Source organism: Archangium sp., assembly GCF_057119385.1.
Window position 1 is genome coordinate 47,818 of the sequence record NZ_DBNGVP010000144.1, and the last position, 26,711, is coordinate 74,528.

Genomic DNA, 26,711 nt, shown 5'->3' on the forward strand with positions numbered 1-26,711 from the left:
AGGGGGCGGATACCCGCGGACGGGTCGCCACCAGCTCCTGGGAGCCAGCCTCGGTTCGCGATGAGGGGTAAAGCAGGGACGCCCCTGGCGAGCTGCGCGCTCAGGGTCATCGGGTACCACTCTCGGTCATCAGGACCCGGGATGGCTGCGACGGCGGCTACGGCTGCGACTTGTGCTTGTAGAACAGCACCAGCGTGTAGCAGTGGAACTCGTTGTCGCTCGACTGGGCCACCACCCGGTCCACGATCTCCAGATCCGAGTTGCTCCTGATCCAGCGGGTGACGTTCTCACCCAGTTCCTCTCGCTCCTTCGCCTTCGTCGCGGAGAACACCTTCACGCCCGTGAACATCGCCTTCCACTCCTTGCGCTGTGTTTTGGACTGGTACTGAGTGTGAGGAAGGTTATCGCGCGCTCTTCACAGGTGTCAAAAAACCTTACCTGTAGGGGCCTCATGTAGGCAGGGGCTTCCCGCCCGGGGGGCCATGCCTAGATTCCCCGGGTCGCTGGATCTGGAAGCCCGGGGGACGGGCCCTCGGCAAGGGGTTGGGCGAAGGGGGATGGCCGTGGACGTCAAGACGAAGAAGGACCTGGCGGTGGACTTCATCAATGAGATCCGGACCATGGATCCCGCCGCGCTCAACGCGCTGATCGTCAAGGAGGCAGGCGAGGACCTCGCCCAGTTCTTCCTCAACTACAGCGCCAACCTCATCTCCAAGGACCCCTCCCGGGTCCTGGAGAACACTTCCTCGCTCATGCTGATGGGCTACCTCATCCGCACCCACGAGGAGAAGAACGGCCAGTCCAAGCCCACCGGGCTCCAGGGCTACGCCTTCGCCTGATTTCCGGCGGAGCAGGGTGCGCCGACACTCGACAGCTCCCACGGGAGCCTGCTAGGGACCGGCGCCCATGCTCATCGATCTGCACGCGCATTCCTACCTGTCCAAGGGTTGCGACCTGGATCCGCGCGCGGTCCTGGATCGTGCCGCGCTGTTCGGTCTGGACGGCGTGGCCTTCACCGAGACCAACACCCAGGACGGTTGTGACGAGCTCTTCGAGATCGGCGCGAAGTCCAAGGTGAAGGTCTTCGTCGGCCTCGAGCTCGTCACCGACCGGGGCCAGTACCTCTGCTTCTTCCCGAAGCCGGAGCGCGCCCCCGAGCCGGTGCAGATGTGGGGCAGCAACCGCGAGAAGCCCTGGAGTGCCGCCGAGTGTCTTCCCAAGGTGCGCTCGCTCGGCGCCGCCATCGTGGCCGCCCGGCCGTATGACCGGGACTCGCCCAACCCCGCCATGGACTACGTCCGCTCGCTCGGCGGCGTGCTGTGCGCCGTGGAGGGCTACAACGCCCGCGTGAAGCAGACCTCCAATGATCTCGCCGTCGAGGCCGCCGAGGTCCTCAAGCTGCCGTGCACCGGTGGCAGTGACGCCCGCGGCTCGCTCGACGAGGTGGGCTATGGCGCCACCTTCTTCAAGAAGCCCGTGCAGACGCAGGAGCAGCTCGTGGCCGCGTTGCTGGCCGGGGACTTCTACCCCGTCATGGCCGGCGAGCTGCCCCGGCTCACCCGCCCGGGCGAGGCCCAGGCCTCCCGCGGGGGTGGCAAGCGCCGTGGCGGTGGAGGCGGTGGCGGTGGCGGGGGTGGGCGCCGTCGTCGCGGCTGACCCCCACCCCCACGGGGGAGAGGGAGTCGTCCGCGGCTACTTCGCCGTGGCGGGTGGGGCCTCGTCCACCCGGGTGACCAGGCCGTCGGTGATGTACACCCGGCGCTTTTCCCCCGGGTAGATCCACTCCTGGTGCACCTGCGTCCCGTCCAACGTGCGACGGATGCGCTCCGGCAGCCCCCAGGACATCTGCACCGCCCCCTCCGGCATGTACTCGAGCACCTTCTTCTGCCGGATGGCCTCCTGGAAGCGCTGCTGGAACTTCGCCATCTTCGGCGCCGGATCATGCTCCGCCAGGTGCCGATCCAGCTCGGCCTTCACGTCCTCCGGCGTCTTGAGCTGCGGCGGCAGCACCAGGATGACCGGCGGCCCCGCCGGCACGCCCTCGATGTCCAGGTACACCCAGGGCTGCGTGCGCGGCGAGTACAGCACCCGCTCCGCCATCACCCACGCCGTGGGGAACTCCACCTTCAGCACCCGCACCTTCGTGCCCGCGGGCGCCATCGCCTGGATCGGGCCCGGGTTGATCGGGTTGCCCTTCGTGTCGTTGAGCAGCCGCACCTCCTCGGGAGGGTAGGGCGTCAGCAGCCGCTTCGACGCATCCCCGAAGAACGGGGTGACGTAGCTGGAGGCCTGCAGGTAGCGCACCGCGGCCGGGCCCGTGGTCAGATCATGCTGGAGCTTCGTGCGATCCTCCGCGCTGAGCAGCGTCTGGCTGGCGCACCCGGTGGCCAGCACCGCGGGGACGAGGACGAGCAGGGCGAGCAGTCGTTTCATGGCTCGGTCTCCGTCAGAAGTTGAAGGAGAAGGCCCGGGTGGTGATGGCCGGGGCGTCGCGTCCGCCCGACACGTCGGCCACCTGCACCGCGCGCTCGCGCATGACCTCGACGATCCGCGGCCCGCCCGCCTTGGCCAGCGCGTCGATGCCCTGGATGACGTGCGAGACGAGCAGCGCCACGCCGCCCAGGCCCCAGAACCAGCCACCGCCCACGACGAACCGGAACACGGAACTCACCACGATGATGGCCACGTCCACCACGAGGAACAGGAGGAAGCCATTCGTGTCCCTCACCAGCAGGTGGCCCGTGCCGAAGCCGATGAACAGCCCCAGCACCAGCGCGAGCACCTGCCGCACCTCGCCACTGATGGCGCCTCCTCCGCCGCGGCCTCCGGACTCCTGGCGCAGCGGCTCGTGCAGACGGCCGTAGTGCAGGGCATCCGTGAAGCCCTCCGGGGTGAGGTTGGCGTGGAAGGTTTCCGCCAGGGGAGCCTCGTCCAGGAGCCGCGCGTGGCGGCCCTCCATGGCGTGGGCGAAGGAGACCGTCGGATCGGCGGCGAAAGCCGGCTCCAGAGCGGGGGACGTGGCCAACAACGACGCGAGCAACAGGGAAGCGAGCATCGGACGCACCTCGGCGTGGATACGCGGGAGGGCGCCTTCCTTAGCTCAGCGGGGGCTCGGCGTCAGCGATGCGTTGTCCCGGGCGCGGCTTTGCTCTCCGCAGCCCTTCAGGGGCGGACAGATGGGGCCCCGGCCATCGGGGTCCGGCACCAGCAGGAAACGGCCCAGACCACGGGCGTCGGTCAGCTCTGGATGGCCACAGAGCACGCAACGGCGGGGGGGACGCTTGGAAGGAGGGAATGGCACGTGGCCAACTCTCCCTCCGGTCCGCCACCCGCGCGACTTTTCGGCCGCTCAGCTCTTGCTTCCGGCCGCCGCCGCCGGGGTGCTCGGGGTGCTGCTGGAGCTGGAGCTGGAGGAGCTCGAGCTCGAGCCCGCGTCCGACGAGCCGCTGGCGCCGCTCGAGGGGGCGCTGGAGCTGCTGGTCGACGAGCCGCTGCTGGAGCTGCTCCCGTCCTTCTTGGTGGAGCTGTAGAGGTCCGAATACCAGCCCCCTCCCTTGAGGACGAAGCTGGAGCGGCTGACGACCTTGCTCAGCGAGTCCTGGGCTCCGCAGGCGGAGCAGGTCTCGGGCGTCGGGTCGCTGACCTTCTGCAGCACATCGATCGTCTTCCCACAGGACTTACAGGCGTACTCGTAGATGGGCATGGCTTGGCCTCTTCACTAAGACTCAGGCGTGGAATGAGGGGAGGGCTCCGAGCCCCGCTTGCGCAGGCCCTCGGCCACTCCCAGGCGCTCGAGCGCACGGAGCACGAGCTCGGACGGGGCGCCGTGCTTGCGGGCCACCACGTCCGCGAGCTCGGAGAGCGTCTTGACCCCCGGCAGCTCGTCGCGCGTCAGCACATCGAGCTCCCGGCGGAGCATGTCCGTGAAACGCTTCTTGATTCCCAGGTCCACCAGGTACTTGTCCCGCCCCAGCAGATCCAACTTCTGGGTCAGGTTGCGCCCGGTGAGGGCCTCGCGGCGGAAGCGCTCGCGCACCTCCTCGACCTCCCGGGAGATGCCGGCCTTGGCCTCGAGCTGACGCAGCTCGGAGGGACTCAGGCCCAGCGCCCAGCCGACCCGGCCGGAGGCGCCGCGGTGCTCGGTGAAGGCACTGAGAAGGGCCGTGCGCTCGCGGTTCTCCATGGCCTCCATCAACCCGTGAGCCCTCAGCACTCCTTCCAGCTCCTGCAGCGTCAGGTCCCCCCGGCCGCCGTTGTACTGCTGGGCCAGGGACTGCAGCAGGGCGAAGCGGTGCTCGTGCGAGCCCACCGCCGCCTCCACCACGTCCTTGCCCGAGGCGCGCGTCAGCTCCTGCATGCTCGTCTTGGGAGCGTCCAGGCGGGTGAAGCGGCCGCGGGGCTTGGGCAGATCCCTCTTGAGGAAGCTCGACGCCTCCTCGCCCTCCTCGAAGTCGGGCGGAGCGGCCTCGGTGGCGGTGCGCTTGCGCGGGGCGATCCGCGCCTGGACCGTCTCCCCCCGCGACCTCGGAGCCTGCTCCGGCTTCGCGGGCACGGGGGCCGGTACGCCCGCTCGCGGGGCCGGCGTGGCGAAGGTGGGCACGTCGGGGGCGGGGGGAGGAGCGGGCGGCCGCTTCTCCTCGTGCACCCGGGCCAGTTCCTGCACCACGTCGTAGAAACCGCACCCCTGCCGCGTCGCGGCGATCGCGGGGGCCGTGCCCTTGAGCACGTCCACCACCGCGAAGGGTCCGAGCGGCGTGGCCGCCGGCTCGGTGTCGGTCAAGGTACGCACCCGGAAGTCGTCGGCCTCGGACAGCAGGGCGAGCGCTTCGCGGACCTCGGTGGGGGTTGCGGGAGCCTTGGCTCGCCTGCAGTAGTCGGATACGGCTACTGCCACCGGGGTGGGCACGTCATCGGGTTGCCGCTGTCTCTGCCAGTGACTGTTCATGAAAGTTGCGGAAAAATGCTCGTTTACGAGGCTGGGTGCCTCTATCTTCGCTGGCGGACGGGTGTCAATGAATCCGACGGGCCCCAATCTAAACAGCCAGAAGACGATGCAAGTCGGTGTCTCACCCGGGCGGGGCTCCAGGGACCCCGCACGTTCGGCCGGTGGACATTCGATGGGACGAGGGGCCATCCGCATGGCTCGGGAGGCAGGCGGGCCGTGATGAATCAGGACATGGACGAGGTGCTTCAGCGGTACATGGCGCAGCACGGGCTGAAGAGCACGCGCCAGCGCAGCCTCATCATCGACACCTTCTTCTCCGTGGGCGGGCACCTGTCCGTGGAGGAGCTGTGGAACCGGGTCCGCGAGCAGGACACCCGGGTGTCGGTGGCCACGGTGTACCGGACCATGAAGCTGCTCAACGAGTGCGGCCTGGCCCACGCGCGCAACTTCGGCGACGGGCAGACGCGCTACGAGGCCGCCGCCGGCCGTCACCACCATGATCACCTCATCTGCACCCACTGCGGCACCATCGTCGAGTTCGAGGATGACCGCATCGAGCAGATGCAGGAGGCGGTGGCGCGCAAGCACGGCTTCACGGTGACGTCGCACAAGATGGAGCTGTACGGGCTGTGCCGGAACTGTCAGCGGCAGGGCGTGAAGAGCGAGGCATGAGGCGCGCGGCCCTGGCGGTGGGGTGCGCCCTGGTGCTGGCGCTGGCCGGGTGCCGCACGGTGTCCGAGGAGCCCGCGAGGGGCCCGGGGGTCTCCCCGTACCTGCGGGCGCTCGCGCTGCCCTCGGTGGGACCCACGCCCCTGGACTGGAATCAACTGCCCGGGCGCGTGGTGCTGGTGTCCTTCTTCGCCACCTGGTGCTTCCCGTGTCTGGCGGAGCTGCCCACGCTGGAGGCCCTTCAGAAGGAGCATGGCCCCCAGGGCTTCCAGGTGGTGCTGGTCGGGTTGGACATCGACGGCTTCAAGGTGCTGGAGCCCTTCGCCGAGCAGTACGCGCTCAACTTCCCCGTGCTGGTGTCCGACGAGCCCATGCAGAAGGGACACAGCGCCTTCGGGCTCATCCCCGCGCTGCCCGCCACCTTCCTGCTGGACAAGGAGGGCCAGGTGGCCGGCGCCTGGCAGGGCATGGCCGGTCACTCGGACGTGTCCCGGGCCGTGGAAAAACTCCTGCGCCGCTGAAGCGCGAGCACGGTCATCTGTCTCCTGGACGGAGCGGCACCACCCCGTGACTTGCACCCGGGGACAGGGGATGTGCATGCCTCCGGACACGGGAGGTGCAATACGGTGACGGGAGCAGCGGACAGCCGGATGGCTCGTGTGCGCCCGTCCCCGGTGGCGCACGGGTCCGGGTGGGTGCTCCCGAGGCGGGGGGAGGCCCGATGAGGGTGCCCTCCCTGACGGGTGGACTGCTCTCCCTGACGGGTGGACTGCTCGTGGCCCTGGGCCTGGCGATCCTGCTCGCGCTGAGCGTGGGGGTGGCCTCGGTGCTGACGCTGCGCTCCGTCACCCATGAGCAGGGCCTGGCCCTGGTGCGGGAGGCCTCCACCCTGGAGTCCGTGCAGGTCCTGCTGGTGTTGAGCGAGCGGCGCGCCCGCCATGCCCGCTCCTGGTTGCTCTCCCCGGAGCCGCACGTCCGCGAGGAGCTGGAGGTGACCCGCCACGAGTGGGAGCTGCGGCTGCGGCAGCTCGAGGAGTCCTTCACCGGAGAGGAGGAGCGGGCGCTGCTGGCCCGCATCCGGGAGCGGCAACATGCCATCCAGGCGATCATGGATCGCCTCCTGGCCCAGGGCGGGCAGGAGGTCCGGAAAGAGGACTGGAGGGCCCGGTTCGAGGCGGAGCTGCGCCCCCTGCGGGTGGGCCTGGATCAAGAGCTCTCCCGCCTGGTGGCGCTCCAACAGGAGTCGCTCCAGGAGGCCGTCCGTCAGCAGGAGCGGACCCGGTTGCGCGCCGTCACCCGGTTGGGGGTGGCGATGCTCGGCGCGGTGCTGGCCGCCGGGGCCTGTGGGGCGTTGCTGGTGCGCAGCCTGCGCCAGCACCAGCGGGCCGAGGCGCGGGTGCAGCGCAGCGAGGCCCGCTTCCGCGCCACCTTCAACCAGGCGGCGGTGGGGCTCGCCCAGGTGTCCATGGACGGGCGCTGGGTGCTGCTCAACCCGCGCTTCCGCGACATCCTCGGCCACGGCGAGCGGGAGCTGCTCGGGCAGCGCTTCGCGGACTTCACCCATCCGGAGGATCGCGCTCGGGACGAGGCGCACGTGCGCCGGCTGCTGGCCGGGGAGCTGTCCTCCTTCACGTACGAGAAGCGCTACCTGCACCCGGGGGGCGCGGTGGTGTGGGTGAACCTCTCCGCGTCGCTGGTGCGCGATGACGCGGGCAGGCCCCTGTACATGCTCGCGGCCATCGAGGACATCACCCGGCGCAAGGCGCTGGAGGACGAGCGGGTGCTGCTGCTGGCCGAGGCGCGGGAGGCGCTGCGGCTGCGCGAGGAGTTCCTCTCCGTGGCCAGCCACGAGCTGCGCACGCCGCTCACGCCGTTGAGCCTGAACCTGCAGATGGTGCTGCGCGAGGCCCGGGTCCACCCGGAGCAGTCCTTCGCCCGCCGCGTGGCGCAGCGGCTGGAGTCGGGGCACCAGCAGGTGCAGCGGATGACGCGGCTCATCGAGGATCTGCTGGACGCCAGCCGGTGGGGAACGGACAGGCTGGTGTTGAGCCTGGAGGACGTGGACCTGTCGGCGCTGGTGCGCGAGGTGGCCCGGCGCTTCGAGCCGGTGGCTCGGCGGACGGGGAGTGCCCTGGAGGTGGACGCACCCGCGCCGGTGGTGGGCCGGTGGGACGCGCACCGGCTGGAGCAGGTGGTGGCGAGCCTGCTGTCCAACGCCCTCAAGTTCGGCGCGGGACGGCCCGTGCTCCTGCGGGTGGAGGCGGAGGACGGCCTGGCACGGCTCACGGTGCGGGACGAGGGCATCGGCATCGCGCCGGAGCTGCTGCCCCACATCTTCGAGCGTTTCTCGCGGGGCGTGTCGGACCGGCACTACGGCGGCATGGGCCTGGGGCTGTTCCTCACCCGGTACGTGGCGCGCTCGCTGGGTGGAGAGGTGGTGGCCGAGAGCACGCCGGGCCAGGGCGCCACCTTCATCGTCCGGATTCCCTTGCGGCCCGTGGAGGGCAGGGGAGCACTGGCCTCGCGGGACGAGGCTTCCGTGCCGCCCGTCTGAGGCGCTCAGTCCACCCGCTCGCCCAGCTTCTGCCAGCCCCCACAGGAGCGGACGGCGCCACCGGCTCAGGCGCCGGGAGGCGGGTGGTGGGGTGGGGGACACGGTGGGCATCCGGCTCCTTCGCGAGGGGATTCCATGCTGGCAGGAGGCGTGCCACGGGGCGCTGGCCACGAGGAGCGACTGTCCTCCGTGAGAAAGAGGGACGGCTCGCTACAGGCCTGGAGCGGATTTCTTGCCGGGTAGGTCGCCGCTGGTACCTTCCGGCCACTCATGACGGTGCGGCGAAAGCTCCTCGGTATAGCGGCGTGTGTGGCCGCGGTCCTCACGCTGGTCTCAGCGGTGGACGCGAAGGGCTTCCGCCGCTACCTGCGTCTGCGCCAGGACGTCGAGGCCATCCAGGAGCGCAACCGCGTCCTGTCCGAGCAGAACGCCACCCTTCTTCGCGAGATCAACGCGCTGCGCAATGATCCCGCCGCCCTCGAGCGCGCCGCGCGCGAGGAGCTCGGCTACGTCAAGCCGGGCGAGCTCGTCTTCCATCTGGAGTAACCGTGTCCGCCCTTTCGGCCATCCCTCCAGTCTCCAAGCTCTTCCACTCCCTGGTCCGGGCCATGCCCGGCGCCGCCGTCCTGTCCGCCTTCCTCCACCTGGCGCGCGGCGGCTTCCGCGGCCTCCACACCCTCGGCTGGACCGAGGCCTCCCTCGTCGTCTTCCTGCTCGCCGCATTGGGAGTGATGGGCTGGCGGCGCTTCACCCGCGGCGCCGTGGGCGCGCCGATCTACCTCCGGGATGATCTGGAGCTGGGCGCGGTGCTCATCGCCTCGGCCTTCATCGTCGTGGCCATCGCCGGGGGCGCGGTGTTCCCCCTCGTCTACCTGGTCATGGCCTTCCTCGTGGCCTTCCTGCCGCGCAACGCGGGCCTGGCGCTGCTCGGCGTGGCGCTCGCCTTCGATGCGGTCATCACCCTCCAGGGCCCCGATCGCAACATCACCTCCTTCCTCACCCACGCGCTCTTCCTCGCCCTCTTCGCCGGCCTGTACCACCTGGTCCTCTCCGCCCGCATCGCCGCCGCCCGCCGCGCCGAGAGCGCCGCCGTGGAGAAGCGGATCAAGGAGGTCGAGGAGCGCGCCCGCACCTTCCGGCTCGTCAGCTCCGGCTCCCACGACAACCCGCCCGATGTGAAGGACGAGGAGAAGTGGCTGCTCGCCTCCGTGAAGGAGATCGAGGGCGCGGTGGGCGCCGCCCTGGAGATCGCCGAGACGGCCCTGCACACCCACACCTGCGCGGCCTTCCTGCTGGCGTCCGATGACAAGGGGCTGAAGCTGTACGACTGCCGCAGCGCCTCGGACCGCGTGCAGCGCGAGCGCTTCAACGCGGGCGAGGGCATGCTCGGTGGCGTGCTCAAGCGCAGGGCCCCGGTGCGCATGCACTCGGCCCACGGGCTCAAGGGCATCACCTGGTACGACGGCAGCGCGCCCACGCTCGGCGCCGTGCTCGCCGTGCCCATCATCGAGGGCGGCAGTGGCCTCGTGCGCGGTGTGCTCGTGGCGGACCGCGTGACGCACAACCCGTTCTCGGACGACGACGAGAAGCTCCTGACGACGATCGCCGCCGAGGTGCTGCGCTCCATCGAGGTCGAGCGGGTGATGACGTACATCCGCAAGACGCGCGACGAGAAGGACCGGTTCTTCCGCGCCATCGAGGAGCTCAACCGCGCCGGCAGCCCGGATCAGGTGTTCCTGGCGGTGCTGGAGAGCGCGCGGCAGCTGGCCGGGCTGGACTTCTGCGCCGTCACCATCGTGAACGAGCAGGAGGGCAAGCGCGTCCACAAGGTGGCGCGGATGCTCGGTGTCACGGCCCAGGGGAGCAAGGCGCTCGAGGGCCGCACCTTCCCGGACAACAACGGGCTGGTGGCCAACGTGGTGCGCTACGGCGCGCCGCTGCCCGGGCGCGACATCAAGGCCATGGACCGCCAGGTCATCTTCGACGAGGAGACCCAGCTGCGGGGGCTCGCCGCGTTGAAGATCTTCCCGCTCACCGCGGGGGACCGGATCCTCGGGACGCTGGTGGCGGGCTCGCGCCGCAAGGCCGCGCTGGACCACGACGTGCTGCGCATGCTGGAGGTCATCGCCATCCAGGCGGCCCAGGCCGTGCTGCGCGCCCAGCTCTACGAGGCCATGGAGCGCATGGCCACGACGGACGGCATGACGGGCCTGTACAACAACCGCACCTTCCAGGCGAAGGCGGACGAGATGCTCGCGCACTCGCGGCGGTACGGGCGCAAGTGCTCGCTGATGCTCACCGACGTGGACCACTTCAAGAGCGTGAACGACACCTACGGCCACCTGACGGGAGACCAGGTGCTCAAGGGCGTGGCGCGCATCCTCCGCGAGCAGGCCCGGGACACGGACATCGTGGCGCGGTACGGCGGCGAGGAGTTCGCCATCCTGATGCCGGAGACGGACGCCAAGGGCGCGAAGATCATCGCCGAGCGCATCCGCGAGGCCATCAAGGCCGAGGTCTTCCAGACGGAGATGGGCCCGCTGAAGGTGACGCTGTCGCTGGGCATCGCGACGGCGCCGGACCACGGCACGGACAAGCTGGTGCTGGTGGAGCAGGCGGACCAGTGCCTGTACTACGCCAAGCGGCACGGCCGGAACCAGTCGGTGACGGTGGCCGAGGCGCAGGGCGGCCGGAAGCTCCAGGCCGTCGAGGGATGAGAAGAACCCCTCTCCCGCCGGGAGAGGGACGGGGTGAGGGTGCCACGGGCCCCGGGTTGGCAAGGAGCATCTGGAGTGAAGGAGCAGACCCGTGTCCCCCTCGCCGTGACCACGAGCGGCAAGCCGGAAGAGTCCCTCGTGAAGCGGGCCCGCGAGGCCGCGCGCGCCTGGAACCTGCCGTTCGTCCCGAGGCGCAAGAAGGAGCCCATCGGCCCGATGCTGGCGTCCTCGGCCGACGCCTTCCTCGTCTTCGAGCGCGAGGGCGTCTCGCTCTGGGATCGCGAGGGCTCCTTCAGCTTCAACCCGGGCATGGCGCACCTGCGCCGGCTGCGGATCCTCTCGGGGCAGGTGGGCGGGGATGACGCCCTCGTCCGCGTGGCCGGGCTGCGCGCGGGAGATCTCGTCCTCGATTGCACGCTGGGGCTCGGGCAGGACGCACTGGTGGCCGCGCTGGTGGTGGGGCCAGGGGGCAGGGTGGTGGGGCTGGAGAAGAGCCTCGCGCTCTACGCCGTCGTCTCCGAGGGCCTCGCCGCCTACGACTACGGCTCCCAGTCGTGCCGCGTGGAGCCGGTGCACGCCGACTCGCATGCGTACCTGCGCTCGCTGCCCTCGGGCTCGTTCGACGTCGTGCTCTTCGATCCGATGTTCGAGAAGCCCAAGAAGTCCCAGCCGGCCTTCGAGATGCTCCGCCGCTTCGCCGAGCACGCCCCGCTCTCGCCCGAGACGCTGCAAGAGGCCCGGCGCGTGGCCCGGCGATGGGTGGTGGTGAAGGGCTCGAAGTACTCGGACGATCTCAAGAAGCTGGGGCTCGAGGCCGAGCCCGGCTCCCGTTACACGTCCGTCATCTGGGGCCGCGTTCCGGGTGCCTCGTACGGGTAGGTCCTTACAGCGCCGCCACGATGGCTCCGGCTACGCTCGGGTGGACCAGTCGCCGCACCCCCGCAAAAACCTTGCCCCGGGACACGGAGAAGTCGTCTCCGAGCCCGGGGCAGGAGCCCTCCAGGGAGAGGGGGAAAACCCTGGTGGCGCACCCCATCCTTAATGCATGGGGGACCGCCGCGCATCCCCTTGTGCACGCCTCCTTCTACAAGGAGACGAGAATCCGGCGGCGGCGCACCCAGAACCACAAGGCCAGCAGGCCCAGCGGCGACGCCATCCCTCCCGCGGGAGACGCGGCGCAGCCACAGCCCTGGGCCTCCGGTTCCACCGTGAAGGAGCGCCCGCTGGAGGCCGGGCTGACGTGGCCCGCCGCATCCGTGGCCGTGGCCGTCACCGTGTGCCGGCCCTGCGCCAGCGCGTAGACCGGGTTGATGCTCCACTGCCCCGACGCATCCGCGGTGGCCGTCCCGACCTGGAGCCCATCCACGCTCACCGCCACCGTGCTGCCGGCCTCGGCGGTTCCCGAGAAGACCAGCTCACCGGGCACCACGGCCGCGCCCTCGGCCGGCGTCACCACCTCGGGAGGAACCGGGGCGAGCGTGTCCACCGTGAAGGTGCGCGCGGTGGAGGCCACGCTGGTGTTGCCCGCGCGGTCGGTGACGGTGGCGATGGCGGTGTGCGCTCCCTCACCCAGGGCCGCCGTGAGGGTCCACGACCCCGAGACCTGGGCCAGCACCGTGCCCACCGACACCCCATCCACCTTCACCTCCACCATGGCGCCGGCCTCGGCGGTGCCCGAGATGTCGGGTGTGGAGGTGGTGACGAGCGCGGCCGGAGCCGAGAGCACGGGGGCCGCTGGCGCCACCGTGTCCACCGTGAAGGTGTGCCGGGCGTAGCCGTTGGTGTTGCCCGCCGCGTCGGTGACATAGGCCGAGACGGTGTGCGTTCCGTCGCTCAGGGGCGTGGCCGGGGTGATGCTCCAGTTTCCCGAGGCGTCGGCGCGCACTCTCCCGAGTAATGTCGCAACCTCCTTCACATCCACCCGGCTGCCGGGCTCCGCGGTGCCCGAGATGACGGGCGTCGTCGTATTGACGAACGCGGCCGGAGCCGAGAACACGGTGTTCGCGGGTATCTGCGTGTCCACCGTGAAGGTGCGAGGGGCAGAGGAGAGGCTGGTGTTGCCCGCCGCGTCGGTGGCGGTGGCCGTGGCGGTGTGCGCTCCGTCACTCAGGATCGGGGTGCTGATGAGGAGCCAGTTGCCCGAGGCATCGGCCGTCACCATGCCCACCGTCGTCCCATCCACCTTCACCGTCACGGTGCTGCCGGGCTCGGCGGTGCCCAGGACAGAGGGCGTGGAGGTGTAGGTGAACGCGGCCGGCTCCGTGATCACGGGGGCCGCTGGTGCCGTCGTGTCCACCGTGAAGGAGCGGGCGGCGGAGGAGGAGCTGGTGTTGCCCGCCGCGTCGGTGGCGGTGGCCGTGGCGGTGTGCACTCCCTCACTCAGGGGGGAGGGAAGGGTGAGGCTCCACGCTCCCGAACCATTGGCCGTTCCCGTGCCCACCGGTGTCGCATCCACCATCACCGCTACCGTGCTGCCGGCTTCCGCGGTGCCCGAGACGGTGGGCCTCGTCCCGACGAAGCCGGCCGGAGCCGTGAGCACGGGGGCCGCCGGGGGCTCGCTGTCCACCGTGAAGGAGCGCGAGGCGGAGAGGCTGGTGTTGCCCGCCGCGTCGGCGGCGGTGGCCGTGGCGGTGTGCGCTCCCTGTCCCAGGGCGGTGGCCGGGGTGACGCTCCAGATGCCCGAGGCATTGGCCGTCACCGAGCCCACCAGCGTTCCATCCACCTTCACCGTGACCGTGCTGTTTGCCTCCGCGGTGCCCGAGATGACGGGCGTGGTGGTGGTGGTGACGAGCGCGGCCGGAGCCGTGATCGTGGGGACCGCCGGGGCAACCGTGTCCACCGTGAAGGAGCGAGCGGCGGAGGCCGTGCTGGTGTTGCCCGCGACGTCCGTGGCGGTGGCCGTGGCGGTGTGCGCTCCCTGGCCCAGCGTGAGGGTGGAGGTGACGCTCCAGTTGCCCGAGGCATCGGCCGTCACCGTGCCCGCGGGTGTCCCATCCACCCTCACGGCCACCGTGCTGCCGGGCTCCGCGAAGCCCGCGAGGGTGGGCCTCGTCATGTTCGTGAAGGCCGGCGGAGCCGAGAGCACGGGGGCCGCGGGCGCCGTCGTGTCCACCGTGAAGGTGCGAGGTTCGGAGACGGGGCTGGTGTTGCCCGCTCCATCCACCGAGACGGCCGTGGCCGTGTAGGGCCCCTCGTCCAACGGTGTGCCCACCCCGAGGCTCCAGTTGCCCGAGGCGTCGGCGGTCACCGTGCCCACGGGCGTCCCATCCAACGACACCGTCACCGAGTTGCCCGGCTCCGCCGTCCCCGCGAGGGTGGGCGTCGGGGTGTTGATGAGCGCCGCCGGAGCCGTCAGCACGGGCGCGGGCGGAGGCCCATCCACGAAGACCACCGCGCCCCCGGAGAGCGCATGGGCCGTCACATGCAGCAGGTAGTACCCATCCGCCAGCGCCGGGGGCACGTTCACCGAGAGAGACGTGTTCGAGAACCCGAGCACGCTCACCGGGAGCCGCTTTCCGCCCTCCAGGGCAGTGAGCGAGGCGAAGGGGAGGTTGGCGGCGGAGCTCATGGCGTTGCCACTGCTGGCCTCGGAGACTCCCCGGAACCCGCTCCCGCTCACGGTGACGGTCCTGCCCGTCAGCAGGGGAGAGGGGGGCGTCACGACGGGCCGCGCCGCGTCGGGGGCGCCCGATTCCTCGTACAGCTCGGCACTGGCCAGCGCGCCCGTCGCCGTGGTCCCGCCCGTCACGAGCACCTTGCCCCGGGGCAGGGGCGCCGCGGAGGCACCGGCGCGCGCGGTCGCCAACGGGCCCACGGTGCTGAAGGTGCCGGTGGCCGCATCGTAGACCTCGGCGCTGGCCAGGCGGCCCGCGGTTCCCAGGCCCGAGGCCACCAGCACCTGGCCCGTGGACAACGTCACCGCCACGTGGCGCGCGCGAGCGAAGGTCAGGGGGCCGGTGGCGCTGAAGGTGCCCGTCACCGGGTCATACAGCTCCGCGCTCGCCTGGGCTCCCGAGGCGCCACTTCCACCGGTCAGCAGCACCTTGCCCGTGGGCAGCGGCGTCGCCGTGTGCTCGGCCCGGACGACCGTCATCGTGCCGGTCCCGCTGAAGGTGCCCGCCGCCGGGTCATACAGCTCCGCGCTGCCCAGCGTCTCCGAGGCGGACTGTCCTCCCGCAACGAGCACCTTGCCCGAGGACAGCAGCGTCGCGGTGTGCCGGGCACGGGCCGTGGCCAGTGAGCCCGTGGTGCTCCAGGTGCCAGCCGCGAGAGCGTACAGCTCGGCGCTGAGCAGCGGGCCCGAGGCGCCCGTGCCTCCCGTCACCAGCAGCCTGCCCCCTGGCAGCAGCGTCGCCGCATGGGCGGAGCGGGCCGTGGTCAGCGAGCCCGTGGGGCTCCAGGTGCCCGTGGCCGGGTCATACAGCTCCGCGCTGGTGAGCGGGCCGCTCGTCCCGTCGCCACCCGTCACCAGCACCTTGCCCGTGGGCAGCAGCGTCGCCGCATGGGAGGAGCGGGCCGTGGCCAGCGCGCCCGTGGTGCTCCAGGTGCCCGACGCCGGGTCATACAGCTCCGCGCTGGACAGGAGGCCCGAGGCGTTCTGTCCACCGGCCACGAGCACCTTGCCCGAGGGCAGCAGCGTCGTGGAGTGGCCCTGGCGGGCGGCGGTCAGCGGGGCCGTGGCGCGCCAGCTCCCCGTCACCGAGGAGTAGAGCTCCGTGCGGGTGCCCGCATCGGAGCCTCCGCTCACCAGCACCCGTCCATCGGGCAGCAACGTCGTCGCGTGCCAGAAGCAGGGAGAGGTCAACGAGCTCGTGGCGCTCCAGGTGCCCGTGGCCGGGTCGTACAGCTCCGAGCCGTCGATGCGCCATCCCGCGTTGTACCCGCTCGCCACCAGCACCCGTCCATCCGGCAGCAGCGTCGCCGGATGCCACTGGCGGGGGGTGCCCATCGCGTTCGTGCCGCTCCAGGTGCCCGAGGCCGGATCGTACAGCTCCGCGCTCGACAAGGTGTTGGTGTTGGAGTTGTTGTAGCCGCCCGCGGCGAGCACCTTGCCGTTGTGCAGCAGCGTGGCCGTGTGGCCGGTACGCGCGGTGCCCAGCGCACCCGTGGGGCTCCAGGTGCCCGTGGCCGGATCGTACAGCTCCGAGCTGCTGACGGAGTTCCCCTGATATCCGCCGGAGACCAGCACCTTGCCGTTGGGCAGCAGCGTGGCCGTGTGGCTGGTACGCGCGGTGCCCAGCGCGCCCGTGGGGCTCCAGGTGCCCGTGGCCGGATCGTACAGCTCCGCGGAGGCAAGCCAGTTCCAGGTGGAGGGGTAGTCGATACGGCTGCCTCCCACGACGAGCACCTTGCCGTTGGGCAGCAGCGTGGCCGTGTGGCTGGCACGATGGGTGGTCAGGGAGCCCGTGGAGCTCCAACTCCCCGTGGCCGGATCGTACAGCTCCGCGTTGGGCAGGGAGGCGCTGGGGTACCCCGGATATCCGCCCACGACGAGCACCTTGCCGTTGAGCAGTGGCGTCGCCGTGTGATCGTAGCGGGCCCTGGGCAGCGGGTTCGTGGCGCTCCAGGTGCCCGTCACCGGATCGTAGAGCTCCGCGCCGCTGAGCGCGGTGTCCGAGAAACCACCGGCGCCCCCCGCCACGAGCACCTTGCCGTTGAGCAGGAGCTGCGCCGAGTGCCGGTAGCGGGACGTGGCCATCGAGCCCGTGGCGCTCCAGCCCGGATCCACCACCACCGTGCCCTCCAGCCCCTCCAGCTCCACCTCCAGCGCCACCTTCAACGTCCGGCGCTCCAGCGCCAGCCGCGGCAGGTTCCCGGGCCCACCGCTCGCCCTGGGTGTGACGCCCCACAGCCGCACCTGGCCCTGCCGGCCGCGCCCGGACTCGTCCCTCGCCACCGGGTAGTGCATCCGCACCACCGGCACCTCGCCGCCATCGAGGAACTCGAGGTACTCGCCCGCGTCCCGCACCGTGGAGATCCCCTCGGGCACCTCCACCTCGAACGCGGCCCGGTACGCCGAGGCGCCCGCCCGCATCACCACGAACTCCTCCACCCGCTGGCCGCCCAGCTCCTTCCAGAAGTGGTCCGGTCCGTAGAAGGTGGCGCCCCCGGATCGCCGCGATGCCTTGGCCGCGCTGTCTCCCTGGGGCTTCACCCGGAAGACGTAGCCCCGGGTGGCGAGCTCCAGCCCGTCATCCTCCTGGTCCGCCAGCGTCACGCGCAGCGCCGCGGCGGAAGGGACGGAGGCTTGCCGGACCTGGGTGTCCGGAGCCTCGGAGAACTCGGGGAAATAGGCCCGCGCCAGCCGCAGCGCGTTGTCCTCGCCCGGAGCCTCCCGCCAGGCCTTCACCGCGGGGGATCGCGCCGGGGGTTCGGGCAGTGGGGCAGGGGAGGTCGACTGGAGTCCCCGTGCCCGTGGGAATTCCCGGGGTTGCCCGACCGCCACTCCGCCGGCTTCGGGCTGTCCACACGCCACGCACCCCAGCAGCGCCCCCACCAGGATGAGGCTCCAGATACGGCGATGACTCATTGCGTTTCCCCCTCGTCAGCGGCCCGCGCACGGAAGAAGAGCTTCCAGCGCCTGAGCCGCTGACCGGCCTTCCTAGCAAGGAGAGCCCTCTGCTGGCTCGATCATGCATGAGCCCGTGAGACAAGGCCTCGGCCGTAGGGGGTTTCCCTGAGCGGGGACTCCCTTCACGTCTTTTGAGGTGCGAGCTCCTGGGCTCGCACGCGCGGGCTCAGGGATCGCCCTTCGCGGGTCCCTCGCTGCCCACCGGTGACAGCTTCGCCGTCCAGGAGCCCGCGTGCTCGTGCGGCATCAGCTCTCGCGGCGAGCGGTAGTACTGCACCGGCGAGTCGTGCAGGAAGTTCGACACCCGGCTCGTGTACAGGCACGCGTAGCGCTCCACCTGCTCGCCGAACCGGCTGTTCTCGTGCCCCTCCTTGAACAGCAGGCCCCAGTACGGGTTGAAGCCTTCCTCCACCTCGCACTCCAACGTGTCCGCGATCTCCGTCGCCTCGCGCAGCGCCCAGCGCAGCTTGTCCAGCTCCGCCTTCACCTTCCGCCGCTCCTCCTCCACCGGGACCGTCTCCTCCGGCTCCAGGTCCCCGCGCTCCAGCTTCCGGTCCAACATGTTCAGCTGGCCCTTGTGGTGCGCCACCTCGTCGTCCAGCCGCTCCCGCGCCAGCTCCACGTCGGACAGCCGCAGGATCCGCTCCCGCTGGCCGTCCGTGTAGGTGATCTCGTCCTCGATCTCCTGCACCACCATGCACGTGCGCCACAGCGAGGACTTCTTCGACTTGAGGATGTCCCCGTAGATGTGATCGCCCACGTACAGCACGCACTCGCCCGCGTAGCCCGTCTGCTGCTCGAACTGCACCAGGTTGCCGCCCTGGTACACCTTGCCGCGCTCCACGCTCCCGGCCTCGCCCACCACCTTCGCCTCCTCGCCCGGGCCCGCCGTCTCCAGCTCCAGGAAGGGCCGCTGCTCGGAGAAGAACGCCGGCTTGGACGCCAGCGTCACGATGTAGTCGAAGTAGTTGCGCCAGCTCGGGTACTCCGCCAGCTGCCCGTCCAGCAGGTAGCGCATCACCGCGTCCGTGTAGTCCCACGCCGAGTTCGTCAGCAGGAACAGCCGCTTGCCTCCCGAGCGCAGCTTGTGCAGCGCCGGGCCCAGCTCCGGATCCTGGAAGATGTAGCGCCCCAGGTCCTTGCGCACCTCGCGCTTGAGCGAGTTGTCCCGGTGCACCGTGTCGATCGCATCCCGGATGTCGTCGTACAGCTTGCCGTAGTCCACCCGCTGGCCCAGCGACTCCAGCAGCTCGATGATGCCGGCGAAGAGCCACGCCTCGGGCAGCGCGAAGAGCGTGTCGATCCACGCGAACTGCGGATTCTTCAGCTTCACGCGCTGGTTGCGGTACAGCTTCTTCCACACCTCGCGATCCAGCGGACGCAGTCCGTGCCAGGCCCGCCCCACGTAGCCGAAGCGGTCCATCTTCAGCAGGTTGCCGTTCGCCTTGTCCACCGCCAGCCCGCGCATCACGAAGTGGTGGTCGTACTGCAGCTGGCCGATGACCGGGGGGTAGCCCCGCTCGCTGACGAGCTTCGCCAGCGTCATGTCATAGGCGAGCTGCTCCAACCGGCGCATGTGGTAGATGGCCAGCGTGTAGTCCATGTCGAAGCCGATGAGGTCGACGTGGGCCATGCGCAGGTTGCGGTTGACGAAGATGTCCCGCGCGCGAGGCACCTGGCGCAGGGGCGCCCGGGGCACACTCAGCAGGCGGGCGAGCTCGGTGTCCGCGAAGAGACGCTGAGCGCGGAGCTCGGCCTGCTCGGCGTTGGCCCGGTTGAGCGAGGAGCGGAAGCTGCCGTGGAGGGGATCCGAGGTCGTCGGGCTCCCCGGGATGGGTCCGGTCGGAGAGAGTTTCGGTGACACAGGACAGCAAGACATAACACGCGTCCCTCCGGGGCCACCATTCATACGGGTTGTCCACCTTGCGGGGTTGCGAGCGGGCATGGCACGCTCGCGGGTCCGCAATGAGATCGCCCGCCAGACGTTCCCCCCCGTCCGACGCCGAGCTCCACGCGCGGCTCGCCGCCCGCATCGAGGCCCTGGAGGACCGTGTCCGCCAGCTCGAGGTCCGGGTCCGCGGCACCGCCGTGGCGCGGCGCGTCCGTGCGTTGGGCCCGGTGCGTCAGAAGACGGCCGCTCCCCGTGCCAGCAGCCGGCCCGCGCCGCGCTGCCCGGGCTGCACCCTGGAGCTGCCTCCCGGCCCCAAGGGCGAGGCGTGCGTCTGGTGCGGGTTCCAGTTCGACGCCGTCCGGTCCCGGAAGAGGAAGGGATGAGCACCGCCTACCGGTTGACCGGCCGCGTCGAGGCCGGAGATCTCGCCGAGCTGTACGAGGCCGTCCAGGAGCCCGGTGGCCTCGAGGTCGTCATCAAGCTCTTCCACCCGAAGACGTCGGATCCGCGCTACGCCACCGTGCAGGCCGGGATCTACAGCGTCCTCAACCCGCTCAACCCCGAGGGCATCGTCCCCGTGCTCGACCTGGGGTTCGTCAAGCAGCGGCTCGCCGTGGTGCGCGAGGCCGTCGAGGGCCACTCCCTGGGCACCGCGCTGCACCGGCTCAACACCAAGGAGGTCCTCCTCCCGCCGGCCACCGCGCTCTGGCTCGTCATCCAGATGCTCGAGTCCGTGGAGCGCGCCCACGCGGCGGGCGTCATCCACGGCTCCATCACCCCGGGCAACGTGCTGCTCTCGCGCGGCGGGCTGCCCTCGGTGTGTGACTTCGGGGCGTTGCAGGCGCTGCTGGCCGTGCCGGAGCTCAAGCGCGCCTTCGCCGGCAGGGGCCGCAGCGCCTACCGCGCCCCCGAGGTGGGCCGGGGCGAGCCTCCGGACGTGCTCTCGGACATCTACTCCATCGGCGCCATCGCCTACGAGCTGCTCACCCTGCGCGAGGCCGTCATCCCCGATGGGGGCGTCAGCACCCGCCGCGCCGGCCTGCCTCCGCCCAGCCGCCTGGATCGCCGGCTCCACGCGCGGTTGGATCCGATCATCCTGCGCGCGCTGGAGGCCACGCCCGCGCGGCGCTACCGCTCGTGCGCCGAGTTCGCCGCCTCGCTGCGCAACTTCCTGTCCACCCACGGGGGCCTGCCCGGCGCCGAGGACGCGCGCCGCTTCGTGGCCGAGCTCTTCCCCAACGAGATGGCCGGGGGGCCCGCGCTCGGCCCGGTGCCGTTCTCCGAGCGCTTCACGCTCACGCCCATCTCCGGTGTGTCGCTGGCGGAGGTGGGGGCGGACGCGCTGGAGAAGTCCGTGGTGGTGCGGCCCTCGTTCAGCCCGGCCCTCAGCGAGGCCGACACCATGGAGGCCCCGCCCGCCTTCGAGGAGTACCAGCCCGAGCCCACGATGACTCCGGGGCCCATGATGGACAGGGCCCTGCTGGACTCCACGCACGTGCTCGGGGCCGAGGCCGCGAAGGAGGTGCTCGAGTCCACCTATGTGGGGCCCCGGGAGGGCGCCGCCGAGGTCACCCACTTCGGGAAGGAGGGCACCCAGGTGCGCGCCCGGCTGAAGGAGGGCACCCAGGTCACCCGGGTCGAGCCCAAGGACGACGCCACCGAGCCCGGCCGCTCCCAGTCGCCGGGGGATGACGAGCAGACGTGGGTAGCGCCTCCCGGGGCCGCGCCGCCCAAGCCGCGCCGCGCTCCCGTGCTGCCCGGGGGAGCCGCACCCCGGGAGGTCACGCGCATCGGCAAGAATCCCCGCCTGCGCATGGTGGAGGACTACTCCCGTCCCGAGCCGGAGCCTCAGTCCGATCCCAAGGCTCCGGTGGATCCGGACGACCTGGTGGACACGGCGAAGATCGAGCCCACGGGGGTGCGCCTCCGTCCGCCGCTCTCCGAGGGAACGCAGACGCGGGCGCGCATTCCACCGTCGCCCTCCGAGGGGACGCAGACGCGGGCGCGCCTTCCTCCGTCGATGGTGCGGGGCCACGTGTCCGAGCAGCCGCCCTCGGCCGAGCCGGATCGCTCGTACATCCCCATGCCGCCGCCCACGTCGCCCGAGGTGAAGGCGGCGGTGGCGCAGCGGCGCCTGTTCACCGAGGAGCGCAACCTCCTGGCGGACAAGCGGCACCGGCGGAAGATGCTGGCCGTGGCCGGGGTCATCGCGCTGGTGGGGGTGGCGTGCTTCGCCCTGGCGGTGTGGAAGTTCTCGCAGCGGCCCGAGCTCGACACGGATCCCAAGGTGTCCGCGGTCAGTGGCGCCGTGGAGCAGTACCTCCAGATGCCGGACTCGCCGCCCGCCGAGCCCGAGAAGCCGAAGCCCACCGCACCGCCGGATCCGGTGGTGGTTTCCCCCCAGGGTGGGGCCGAGGAGTCCCACAAGAACGGCGTCGCGTACCTCTCCATCAGCGCCAACCAGTTGTCGCGCGTCTACATCGATGGTGTGCGGGTGAAGCGCAACCTGCCGCTGGTGCGCTATCCGGTGAAGCCGGGCAACCGGGAGATCATCATCGAGACGATCGGCGTTCCGCGTCAGCGGGAGCTGTTCGAGCTGCGCCTGGAGCGCGGCGAGCACAAGAAGCTGGAGCAGATCTTCAAGCCTTCTCCCTATCGCTGAGGCCATGGACCGGACCCGCGTCTTCGTCGTCGAGGATCAGCCGAACCTGCTGCGCAACCTCCTCAAGGTGCTGGGGAGCTTTCCCGAGCTGGAGGTGGTGGGCAGCGCGCAGGATGGAGAGCAGGCGGTGGAGGAGGTGGTGCGGGTGATGCCGCAGCTGGTGCTGTTGGACCTGGAGCTGCCGGGGTTCAACGGCATCGAGGTGACGCGGCGGGTGAAGCGCCGAGCGCCCGGGGTGGAGGTGCTCATCCTCACGTCCTTCGAGGACGAGCAGAAGGTGTACGAGGCCATTCAAGCGGGGGCCTCGGGCTACCTGGTGAAGCGGGTGGGGCCGGAGAAGATCCGCTCGGGCATCCGCGAGGTGATGGAAGGGGGCACGGTGCTCGAGCCGCTGATCGCGCGGCGCTTCTGGAACTACTTCCAGTCGATCCAGGCGAAGCCGCCCGAGGCGGAGAAGCAGAACCCGTGGGGCCTGACGCCGGCCGAGTTCGATGTGCTGCGCTACGTGGCCAAGGGCCTGTCCAACGCCGAGGTGGGGCGGGTGATGACGCTGGAGCGGCGCACGGTGCGCACGCACCTCTCACACATCTACAAGAAGATGGGCGTCAACTCGCACGTGGAGGCGGTGGTGCTGGCCCTGCGCGCGGGGCTCGTGGAGCTCTGAGCCGTGGAGGCTCAGGCCTTCGGTGAGGCCACCTCGTCGAGCACCGGCCGGCGGGTGGGCTTCTGACGCCGCTCGTGGTCGTAGAAGGACTCGGGGCCGAGCAGGGAGATCCACTGCCGCTCCCGGGCATCGGCCTCCGGAGTGTTGGCCTGGGAGGGGAGCTCGTAGGGTTGGAGGAGGACGAGGTCATCTCCCAGGCGCCGCACATGCTCGGGCGGGAGGGAGTCCAGGCGCTCGCCGAAGAGGCGGACGAAGGGCGGGCCCAGGAAGTTGCGCCAGAAGAGGCCGGGCAGACCTTCGCTGTAGTCCCGGATGGTGAATTCCTTGTAGCTGAAGTGCTCCTCCTGCACCTCGTACTGGGTCTTGCGGTCCCAGTCGTCTTCCATCGCGGCCGTGGCGAGCGGGGAGCGCACGAGCCGCATCAGGGCCGCGACCTGCTCGAGGTGACGCTGACGCCAGGCGGGCCGGGCCGTGTCCGCGAGGGAAGTCGTCCAGGAGAAGTTGCTCACGTAGGGTAGATCCTTCGGTGCCGACGGAAAGAAGCAGACGTAATCGCGGTCCGTCCTGGCCCCGACGAACAGGTGTCGTCCCTTCTTCTTCTCGTAGTAGGCGAGGAGTGGATCCAGATCGAGTGCGCCCGAGGGGATTGAATACTCCATGTCGGCATCGCCGAAGCGCCTGGGCTCGAACCAGCGGAACTCGGTGAGGATGAGATGGAGGACCTGACGCAGGCACTCGCTCGTGAGCGGGCCTGGTGGCAGATCGATGTGCGTCCTGAAGGGGCGTGAGCGCATGGGGATCAGGGAGAACCTCGAATGTGAGCCTGCCCTCGCTTTTGAAGGCGATCCAACCGATCCTTGAGTGGGCCGGAGAGCTTCGTTGCTCCCTCGGGATGCTTCGCGGAGCGGATCCACAGCTCCAGATGCCCACCGTACTGCTCCACGTACTTGATCATGGCCTTCAGGTTGCCGGTGAGGGACAGCTCCTGGCGGGCCTTGCACTCGACGAGCTGGTAGGGCTGGCCCCAGAACAGCTCCGCCGGGTTGTCGCGTATCGAGTCGGCGATGAAGCCCGGCAGTTCCTCCCCGGGCGGCGGCATCATCATCACCGGGTTCTTCTGATAGCCCTGCGTCTTGAGGATGCCGTCCTCGAAGGCATTGCCCGCGCCCTTGTTCTCGAGAATGGAGCGGTACATCCGCTCCCACTCGGGATCGATGGAGTAGGAGAGGCGTGGATACTTCCTGGGATTGCGGAACTGGTATTCCACCCAGCACTGCGCCTTGTGGGCGTCGGAGCCGGGAATCATGCGCGAGCCATCCTCCAGCAGGCGTGCGCCCACCAGGGGAACCTTGTTGCCGGCGCGGTAGGACGCGGAGGCGGCGCTCAGCGACTCATCCATCCCCTTGGCCACGCGCTCCAGGAAGAGAAACTCCTCCTCGGTGAAGTTCTCCCCCTTGGCGGCCTTGGACATCAGACGTCCCACCTCCTCGGCCTCCTTGGGCGAGTAGTGGGTGGTCACCCGGGAGAGCACCTGGAGCTCATCGAGGTTGCGGCCGGTGACGAGGCCGAGTCTCTCGAGAATCTCCCGGGCGACCCTGGCCTTGGGTTGGGCCAGGGCACTCCAGGGAAGAAGAAGCGCCAGGCAGAGAAGGAGCGCTCTGGTCATCGGTGAGTCCCTCACCAGCACAGCGGCAGGGAGTCGAAGCCGCGGAAGGTCAGGCTGTGGCACTTCATGAACATCTGATGCTGGGATGGGGATTGCGCAGGTTGCCGGGGCTGAACAGGTTGCGATCGGTAACAGCGGAGCCAGTCATGGCGCGGCACGGTAGTTGCCGCTCCATGGACTGTCGAGGTCAGGGCACGTTGCCGCGCACCAGCCGCAGGTGACGCTTTCCACGGCGCGGACCACTCGGGGAGACGCCAGGGGAGTGGGGCACGTAGGGCTGATGGCGCAGGCCGTCCTTGTGGCTCCAGTCCTTCGGCGCGAGCGGATCCGACGGCCCGCGCAGACCCGAGCGCACGATGACTCCGAAGAGCACCGTCAGCAGCACGGACACGGTGATGAGCGTCAGGCTGGAGTTGGTGAAGAGGCCATCGAGCGCGGGCGACGGATCCGGCGTGAAGAGCATGGCGCCGAGCAGCAGCCACCACAGTCCGAGCACCAGCAGGCCCGCGCCGCCGGACCAGAGCTTCACCCGCGACCAGAACGTCCGCTGCGAGGGAAAGGGCGTGGGGGAGGCCCCGCGCTGCGCCGGGTACTGCCGGGACGGCTCTTCGTCGTGCGCGAGTCTCGCCAGGACGTGCTCCGAAAGGGTTTCACTGCTCCGCATGCCCCGGGCCGGGAAGGCGAGGGTGGCCCCATGGCGCCAGCGCATCACCCCGATGGCGATCACCAGCAACACGAAGGCGGCGAACGCGGTAGGGCCCATCCGGCTGGCCCCGTACGCCCCGTGGATCACCAGGGCGCAGACGAGCGCGGGGAGCAGCAGCCGGAAGCGGGGGGGCGGAGACGCCAGCATGAAGTGAACGGTAGCAGAGATGTGGGTCCACTCCAGTTTGCCACCAGTGCGGGTCTCCTGGACACCCCGGCCCGGTGAGGCGTGTCCGTTCGCGGACTCGGGACCTCTTTCCCCCTGAGAAATCCAGCTTGCTTGGATGGATTCCGAGCGGGCTGGAGCGGAGACTTCTCGGTTCCTGACCCGAATCCCTGATGCTGAGCACGGCCACCGCGAGCCGTGCCGAGCCTCAAGGGGTGGAGCGCCCGCCAATTTCCGGGAAGCGCTCGTAGGCCCGTTTGAGCGCGTCCAGGTGGGTGGGGTTGTCCAGGTCGAGCGGCGCATCCGTGAGCCTGACCACCCACCCGCCTGTCGCGCTACGCCGTGAGCGCGAGACCAGCTCCGCATCGCGGGCGGGGTCCGGAAAGCCGATGGCCCGTGCGGCAGCATCCGACCAGTAGTTCAGCCATCCGAGGCGATGCGGAATCTCAGGCGAGCGCATGGCAACAGGGGACTTGATCACCGGCAAGCCGCGAGGAGGCGGCTCCAGGTCGTCTGGCCGATTCTTCGTCTGGCGTGCAATGTCCACCCCCGCGCTGAACGGCGTCGCGTGACCCCAGAACGCGCGTGCGTCCTCCGCCACGGCCTCCAGTAAGGCTGCCGCAGCCACGCTGCCGGCGGCGGACAGAGGTAGCGCTACATGGAATTCGAATTGAGCCCGACCGCCAGGAGAAATCCCCGCCGGCTTTCCCCATCCCGTCACGCTGACCCGGAAGTTGTCATCAGTGCTGCGCAGCGGTGGCATTTCCCCACGACTAGCCTCGCGGGCGACGAATGCGTCGCGATCCGGCAACGGAATAAGCTTCCCCTCGTCAGAAATCATCAACCCAATACGCAAGCCGGGGTGTGCGCGCTCCATCGCATGAACAACAGCCAAAGTTCGGCCATCATCCCCCGCAAGCGCAGGCGCGTAGACGATCATGCCGATTTGATTCTCTCGTGTAGCTGGCATTTCAGCACCAATCCATGACGACGATCAGGTTTTCGAGCGCCGGTTCGGTGTACTCCAGCGCCTTTTTGTGTGAGGCACTTCGAACGCCGACCCGAAAGTCAAATCCGCACGCCCTAGCAAGTTCACGCTCGATCGGAAAATCACGCACATGCTTTCTTGCTACAATGTCTTGAAGCTCGAGCGGATACGAGTCGTAGTTGTCAGTTTTCACCTCCCAAAGCACGCCCGCGACAACTTGCAATGCGTCGAAAGCCTTGCCGTTGACCAGCGCGTTAGCCCCACGGTAGGCGTTGAACTTGATCCCGTCAGCGCACTTGTTGTGCAGCTTGTTCCCGCCCTTGGGCGGCACCCGTCGAGGCTTGCACTCCAGACGGCGCTCCCGCTCCGAGACTTCGGTTGGACCCACAGGATTGATCCAAAGTCCGTAGGAGAGGTTTTGAAGAGGGGGAGAGCAAGTCCAGACAATCTCAGGCAAAGAGGGGGCATCCCTCCGGACGGCGCTTGAAAGAAGGGCGCCGTGGAAGGACAGCA

The 26,711-nt window shown here is 69.9% G+C and carries 23 protein-coding genes and 1 pseudogene; 12 read left to right on the forward strand and 12 right to left on the reverse strand.

What is annotated here, in order from left to right; all coding sequences use genetic code 11:
- Positions 1-157: 157 nt before the first annotated feature.
- Positions 158-349 (reverse strand): hypothetical protein, encoded by a 192-nt coding sequence (locus tag AC16DP_RS34515; protein ID WP_047857644.1) that lies wholly within the window; start codon positions 347-349, stop codon positions 158-160.
- A 214-nt stretch (positions 350-563) separates the two neighbouring features.
- On the opposite strand from AC16DP_RS34515, the gene AC16DP_RS34520 reads away from it, so the two are divergent.
- Positions 564-839, forward strand: coding sequence for a hypothetical protein (locus tag AC16DP_RS34520; protein WP_043410121.1), 276 nt, complete (start codon positions 564-566; stop codon positions 837-839).
- Positions 840-906: 67 nt separating this feature from the next.
- The gene (locus AC16DP_RS34525) at positions 907-1,656 is read left to right on the forward strand and encodes a PHP domain-containing protein (RefSeq protein ID WP_329734640.1); all 750 of its coding nucleotides are present in this window, start codon (positions 907-909) and stop codon (positions 1,654-1,656) included.
- A 36-nt stretch (positions 1,657-1,692) separates the two neighbouring features.
- Here the strand turns inward: AC16DP_RS34525 and AC16DP_RS34530 are convergent, their stop codons facing one another.
- Both AC16DP_RS34530 and AC16DP_RS34535 read right to left on the reverse strand, forming a co-directional pair.
- Entirely contained in the window at positions 1,693-2,433 is a 741-nt protein-coding gene (locus tag AC16DP_RS34530; RefSeq protein WP_329734641.1) for a hypothetical protein, read from the reverse strand.
- Positions 2,434-2,446: 13 nt separating this feature from the next.
- Positions 2,447-3,055, reverse strand: coding sequence for a hypothetical protein (locus tag AC16DP_RS34535; RefSeq protein ID WP_329734642.1), 609 nt, complete (start codon positions 3,053-3,055; stop codon positions 2,447-2,449).
- A 301-nt stretch (positions 3,056-3,356) separates the two neighbouring features.
- Between AC16DP_RS34535 and AC16DP_RS34540 the strand changes: the two genes are divergently transcribed.
- Positions 3,357-3,530, forward strand: coding sequence for a hypothetical protein (locus tag AC16DP_RS34540; protein ID WP_329734658.1), 174 nt, complete (start codon positions 3,357-3,359; stop codon positions 3,528-3,530).
- A gap of 74 nt (positions 3,531-3,604) precedes the next feature.
- Here the strand turns inward: AC16DP_RS34540 and AC16DP_RS34545 are convergent.
- Together AC16DP_RS34545 and AC16DP_RS34550 are read right to left on the reverse strand one after the other, a co-directional pair.
- A pseudogene (locus tag AC16DP_RS34545) lies at positions 3,605-3,703 on the reverse strand (FmdB family zinc ribbon protein); the annotation flags it as partial.
- 15 nt (positions 3,704-3,718) lie between these two features.
- Positions 3,719-4,945: a hypothetical protein gene (locus AC16DP_RS34550; protein WP_329734643.1), complete on the reverse strand. Its 1,227-nt coding sequence runs from the start codon at positions 4,943-4,945 to the stop codon at positions 3,719-3,721.
- 219 nt (positions 4,946-5,164) lie between these two features.
- Here AC16DP_RS34550 and AC16DP_RS34555 point away from each other — a divergent pair, with 219 nt between their 5' ends.
- From AC16DP_RS34555 to AC16DP_RS34580, 6 genes are all read left to right on the forward strand, one after another.
- A complete protein-coding gene (locus AC16DP_RS34555; RefSeq protein ID WP_198956123.1) occupies positions 5,165-5,617 on the forward strand; it encodes a Fur family transcriptional regulator in 453 nt (150 codons plus the stop codon).
- Positions 5,614-6,135, forward strand: a complete 522-nt coding sequence (locus AC16DP_RS34560) for a TlpA family protein disulfide reductase (RefSeq protein WP_329734644.1) — start codon at positions 5,614-5,616, stop codon at positions 6,133-6,135. Before AC16DP_RS34555 ends, AC16DP_RS34560 begins: the two co-directional genes overlap by 4 nt.
- 200 nt (positions 6,136-6,335) lie before the next feature.
- Positions 6,336-8,168, forward strand: a complete 1,833-nt coding sequence (locus AC16DP_RS34565) for a sensor histidine kinase (protein ID WP_329734645.1) — start codon at positions 6,336-6,338, stop codon at positions 8,166-8,168.
- A gap of 309 nt (positions 8,169-8,477) precedes the next feature.
- Complete coding sequence (locus tag AC16DP_RS34570; RefSeq protein WP_414640813.1) at positions 8,478-8,714, forward strand: FtsB family cell division protein; 237 nt, start codon at positions 8,478-8,480, stop codon at positions 8,712-8,714.
- A 62-nt stretch (positions 8,715-8,776) separates the two neighbouring features.
- Positions 8,777-10,885 carry a sensor domain-containing diguanylate cyclase gene (locus tag AC16DP_RS34575; RefSeq protein WP_329734657.1) on the forward strand — a complete coding sequence of 703 codons (2,109 nt, stop codon included), beginning with the start codon at positions 8,777-8,779 and terminating at the stop codon, positions 10,883-10,885.
- 75 nt (positions 10,886-10,960) lie between these two features.
- Positions 10,961-11,764: a class I SAM-dependent methyltransferase gene (locus AC16DP_RS34580; protein WP_329734646.1), complete on the forward strand. Its 804-nt coding sequence runs from the start codon at positions 10,961-10,963 to the stop codon at positions 11,762-11,764.
- A 205-nt stretch (positions 11,765-11,969) separates the two neighbouring features.
- On the opposite strand, the gene AC16DP_RS34585 is transcribed toward AC16DP_RS34580, so the two are convergent.
- Both AC16DP_RS34585 and AC16DP_RS34590 read right to left on the reverse strand, forming a co-directional pair.
- Positions 11,970-17,234, reverse strand: coding sequence for an Ig-like domain-containing protein (locus AC16DP_RS34585; protein ID WP_329734647.1), 5,265 nt, complete (start codon positions 17,232-17,234; stop codon positions 11,970-11,972).
- Positions 17,235-17,622: 388 nt separating this feature from the next.
- Complete coding sequence (locus AC16DP_RS34590) at positions 17,623-19,335, reverse strand: HAD-IG family 5'-nucleotidase (RefSeq protein ID WP_329734648.1); 1,713 nt, start codon at positions 19,333-19,335, stop codon at positions 17,623-17,625.
- Between the two features lie 86 nt (positions 19,336-19,421).
- Between AC16DP_RS34590 and AC16DP_RS34595 the strand changes: the two genes are divergently transcribed.
- From AC16DP_RS34595 to AC16DP_RS34605, 3 genes are read left to right on the forward strand one after another with little or no spacing between them, the layout of a single operon-like run.
- A complete protein-coding gene (locus tag AC16DP_RS34595) occupies positions 19,422-19,730 on the forward strand; it encodes a hypothetical protein (RefSeq protein WP_329734649.1) in 309 nt (102 codons plus the stop codon).
- Entirely contained in the window at positions 19,727-22,009 is a 2,283-nt protein-coding gene (locus AC16DP_RS34600) for a serine/threonine protein kinase (protein ID WP_329734650.1), read from the forward strand. The genes AC16DP_RS34595 and AC16DP_RS34600 overlap by 4 nt, the downstream gene beginning before the upstream one ends.
- A 4-nt stretch (positions 22,010-22,013) precedes the next feature.
- The gene (locus AC16DP_RS34605) at positions 22,014-22,673 is read left to right on the forward strand and encodes a response regulator transcription factor (RefSeq protein ID WP_329734651.1); all 660 of its coding nucleotides are present in this window, start codon (positions 22,014-22,016) and stop codon (positions 22,671-22,673) included.
- Positions 22,674-22,684: 11 nt separating this feature from the next.
- Here AC16DP_RS34605 and AC16DP_RS34610 read toward each other — a convergent pair whose 3' ends face one another.
- From AC16DP_RS34610 to AC16DP_RS34630, 5 genes are all read right to left on the reverse strand, one after another.
- Positions 22,685-23,467 carry a hypothetical protein gene (locus tag AC16DP_RS34610; RefSeq protein ID WP_329734652.1) on the reverse strand — a complete coding sequence of 261 codons (783 nt, stop codon included), beginning with the start codon at positions 23,465-23,467 and terminating at the stop codon, positions 22,685-22,687.
- 5 nt (positions 23,468-23,472) lie between these two features.
- Entirely contained in the window at positions 23,473-24,339 is an 867-nt protein-coding gene (locus AC16DP_RS34615) for a hypothetical protein (RefSeq protein ID WP_329734653.1), read from the reverse strand.
- A 187-nt stretch (positions 24,340-24,526) separates the two neighbouring features.
- Positions 24,527-25,192, reverse strand: a complete 666-nt coding sequence (locus AC16DP_RS34620) for a hypothetical protein (protein ID WP_329734654.1) — start codon at positions 25,190-25,192, stop codon at positions 24,527-24,529.
- Between the two features lie 226 nt (positions 25,193-25,418).
- On the reverse strand, positions 25,419-26,150 hold the full coding sequence (locus AC16DP_RS34625) for a DUF5953 family protein (RefSeq protein ID WP_329734655.1): 732 nt from the start codon (positions 26,148-26,150) through the stop codon (positions 25,419-25,421).
- Positions 26,151-26,181: 31 nt separating this feature from the next.
- Positions 26,182-26,711: DUF6310 domain-containing protein (locus AC16DP_RS34630; protein WP_483956931.1), on the reverse strand; the 530-nt coding region annotated here is incomplete at its 5' end.

What these genes read in the sequence shown, in the direction of transcription:
- AC16DP_RS34515 (WP_047857644.1), bottom strand. Translation starts at nt 349, where the DNA reads ATGTTCACGGGCGTGAAGGTGTTCTCCGCGACGAAGGCGAAGGAGCGA.
- AC16DP_RS34525 (WP_329734640.1), top strand. Translation starts at nt 907, where the DNA reads ATGCTCATCGATCTGCACGCGCATTCCTACCTGTCCAAGGGTTGCGAC.
- AC16DP_RS34530 (WP_329734641.1), bottom strand. Translation starts at nt 2,433, where the DNA reads ATGAAACGACTGCTCGCCCTGCTCGTCCTCGTCCCCGCGGTGCTGGCC.
- AC16DP_RS34535 (WP_329734642.1), bottom strand. Translation starts at nt 3,055, where the DNA reads ATGCTCGCTTCCCTGTTGCTCGCGTCGTTGTTGGCCACGTCCCCCGCT.
- AC16DP_RS34550 (WP_329734643.1), bottom strand. Translation starts at nt 4,945, where the DNA reads ATGAACAGTCACTGGCAGAGACAGCGGCAACCCGATGACGTGCCCACC.
- AC16DP_RS34555 (WP_198956123.1), top strand. Translation starts at nt 5,165, where the DNA reads ATGAATCAGGACATGGACGAGGTGCTTCAGCGGTACATGGCGCAGCAC.
- AC16DP_RS34560 (WP_329734644.1), top strand. Translation starts at nt 5,614, where the DNA reads ATGAGGCGCGCGGCCCTGGCGGTGGGGTGCGCCCTGGTGCTGGCGCTG.
- AC16DP_RS34565 (WP_329734645.1), top strand. Translation starts at nt 6,336, where the DNA reads ATGAGGGTGCCCTCCCTGACGGGTGGACTGCTCTCCCTGACGGGTGGA.
- AC16DP_RS34575 (WP_329734657.1), top strand. Translation starts at nt 8,777, where the DNA reads ATGCCCGGCGCCGCCGTCCTGTCCGCCTTCCTCCACCTGGCGCGCGGC.
- AC16DP_RS34590 (WP_329734648.1), bottom strand. Translation starts at nt 19,335, where the DNA reads ATGTCTTGCTGTCCTGTGTCACCGAAACTCTCTCCGACCGGACCCATC.
- AC16DP_RS34595 (WP_329734649.1), top strand. Translation starts at nt 19,422, where the DNA reads ATGAGATCGCCCGCCAGACGTTCCCCCCCGTCCGACGCCGAGCTCCAC.
- AC16DP_RS34600 (WP_329734650.1), top strand. Translation starts at nt 19,727, where the DNA reads ATGAGCACCGCCTACCGGTTGACCGGCCGCGTCGAGGCCGGAGATCTC.
- AC16DP_RS34605 (WP_329734651.1), top strand. Translation starts at nt 22,014, where the DNA reads ATGGACCGGACCCGCGTCTTCGTCGTCGAGGATCAGCCGAACCTGCTG.
- AC16DP_RS34610 (WP_329734652.1), bottom strand. Translation starts at nt 23,467, where the DNA reads ATGCGCTCACGCCCCTTCAGGACGCACATCGATCTGCCACCAGGCCCG.
- AC16DP_RS34615 (WP_329734653.1), bottom strand. Translation starts at nt 24,339, where the DNA reads ATGACCAGAGCGCTCCTTCTCTGCCTGGCGCTTCTTCTTCCCTGGAGT.
- AC16DP_RS34620 (WP_329734654.1), bottom strand. Translation starts at nt 25,192, where the DNA reads ATGCTGGCGTCTCCGCCCCCCCGCTTCCGGCTGCTGCTCCCCGCGCTC.
- AC16DP_RS34625 (WP_329734655.1), bottom strand. Translation starts at nt 26,150, where the DNA reads ATGATCGTCTACGCGCCTGCGCTTGCGGGGGATGATGGCCGAACTTTG.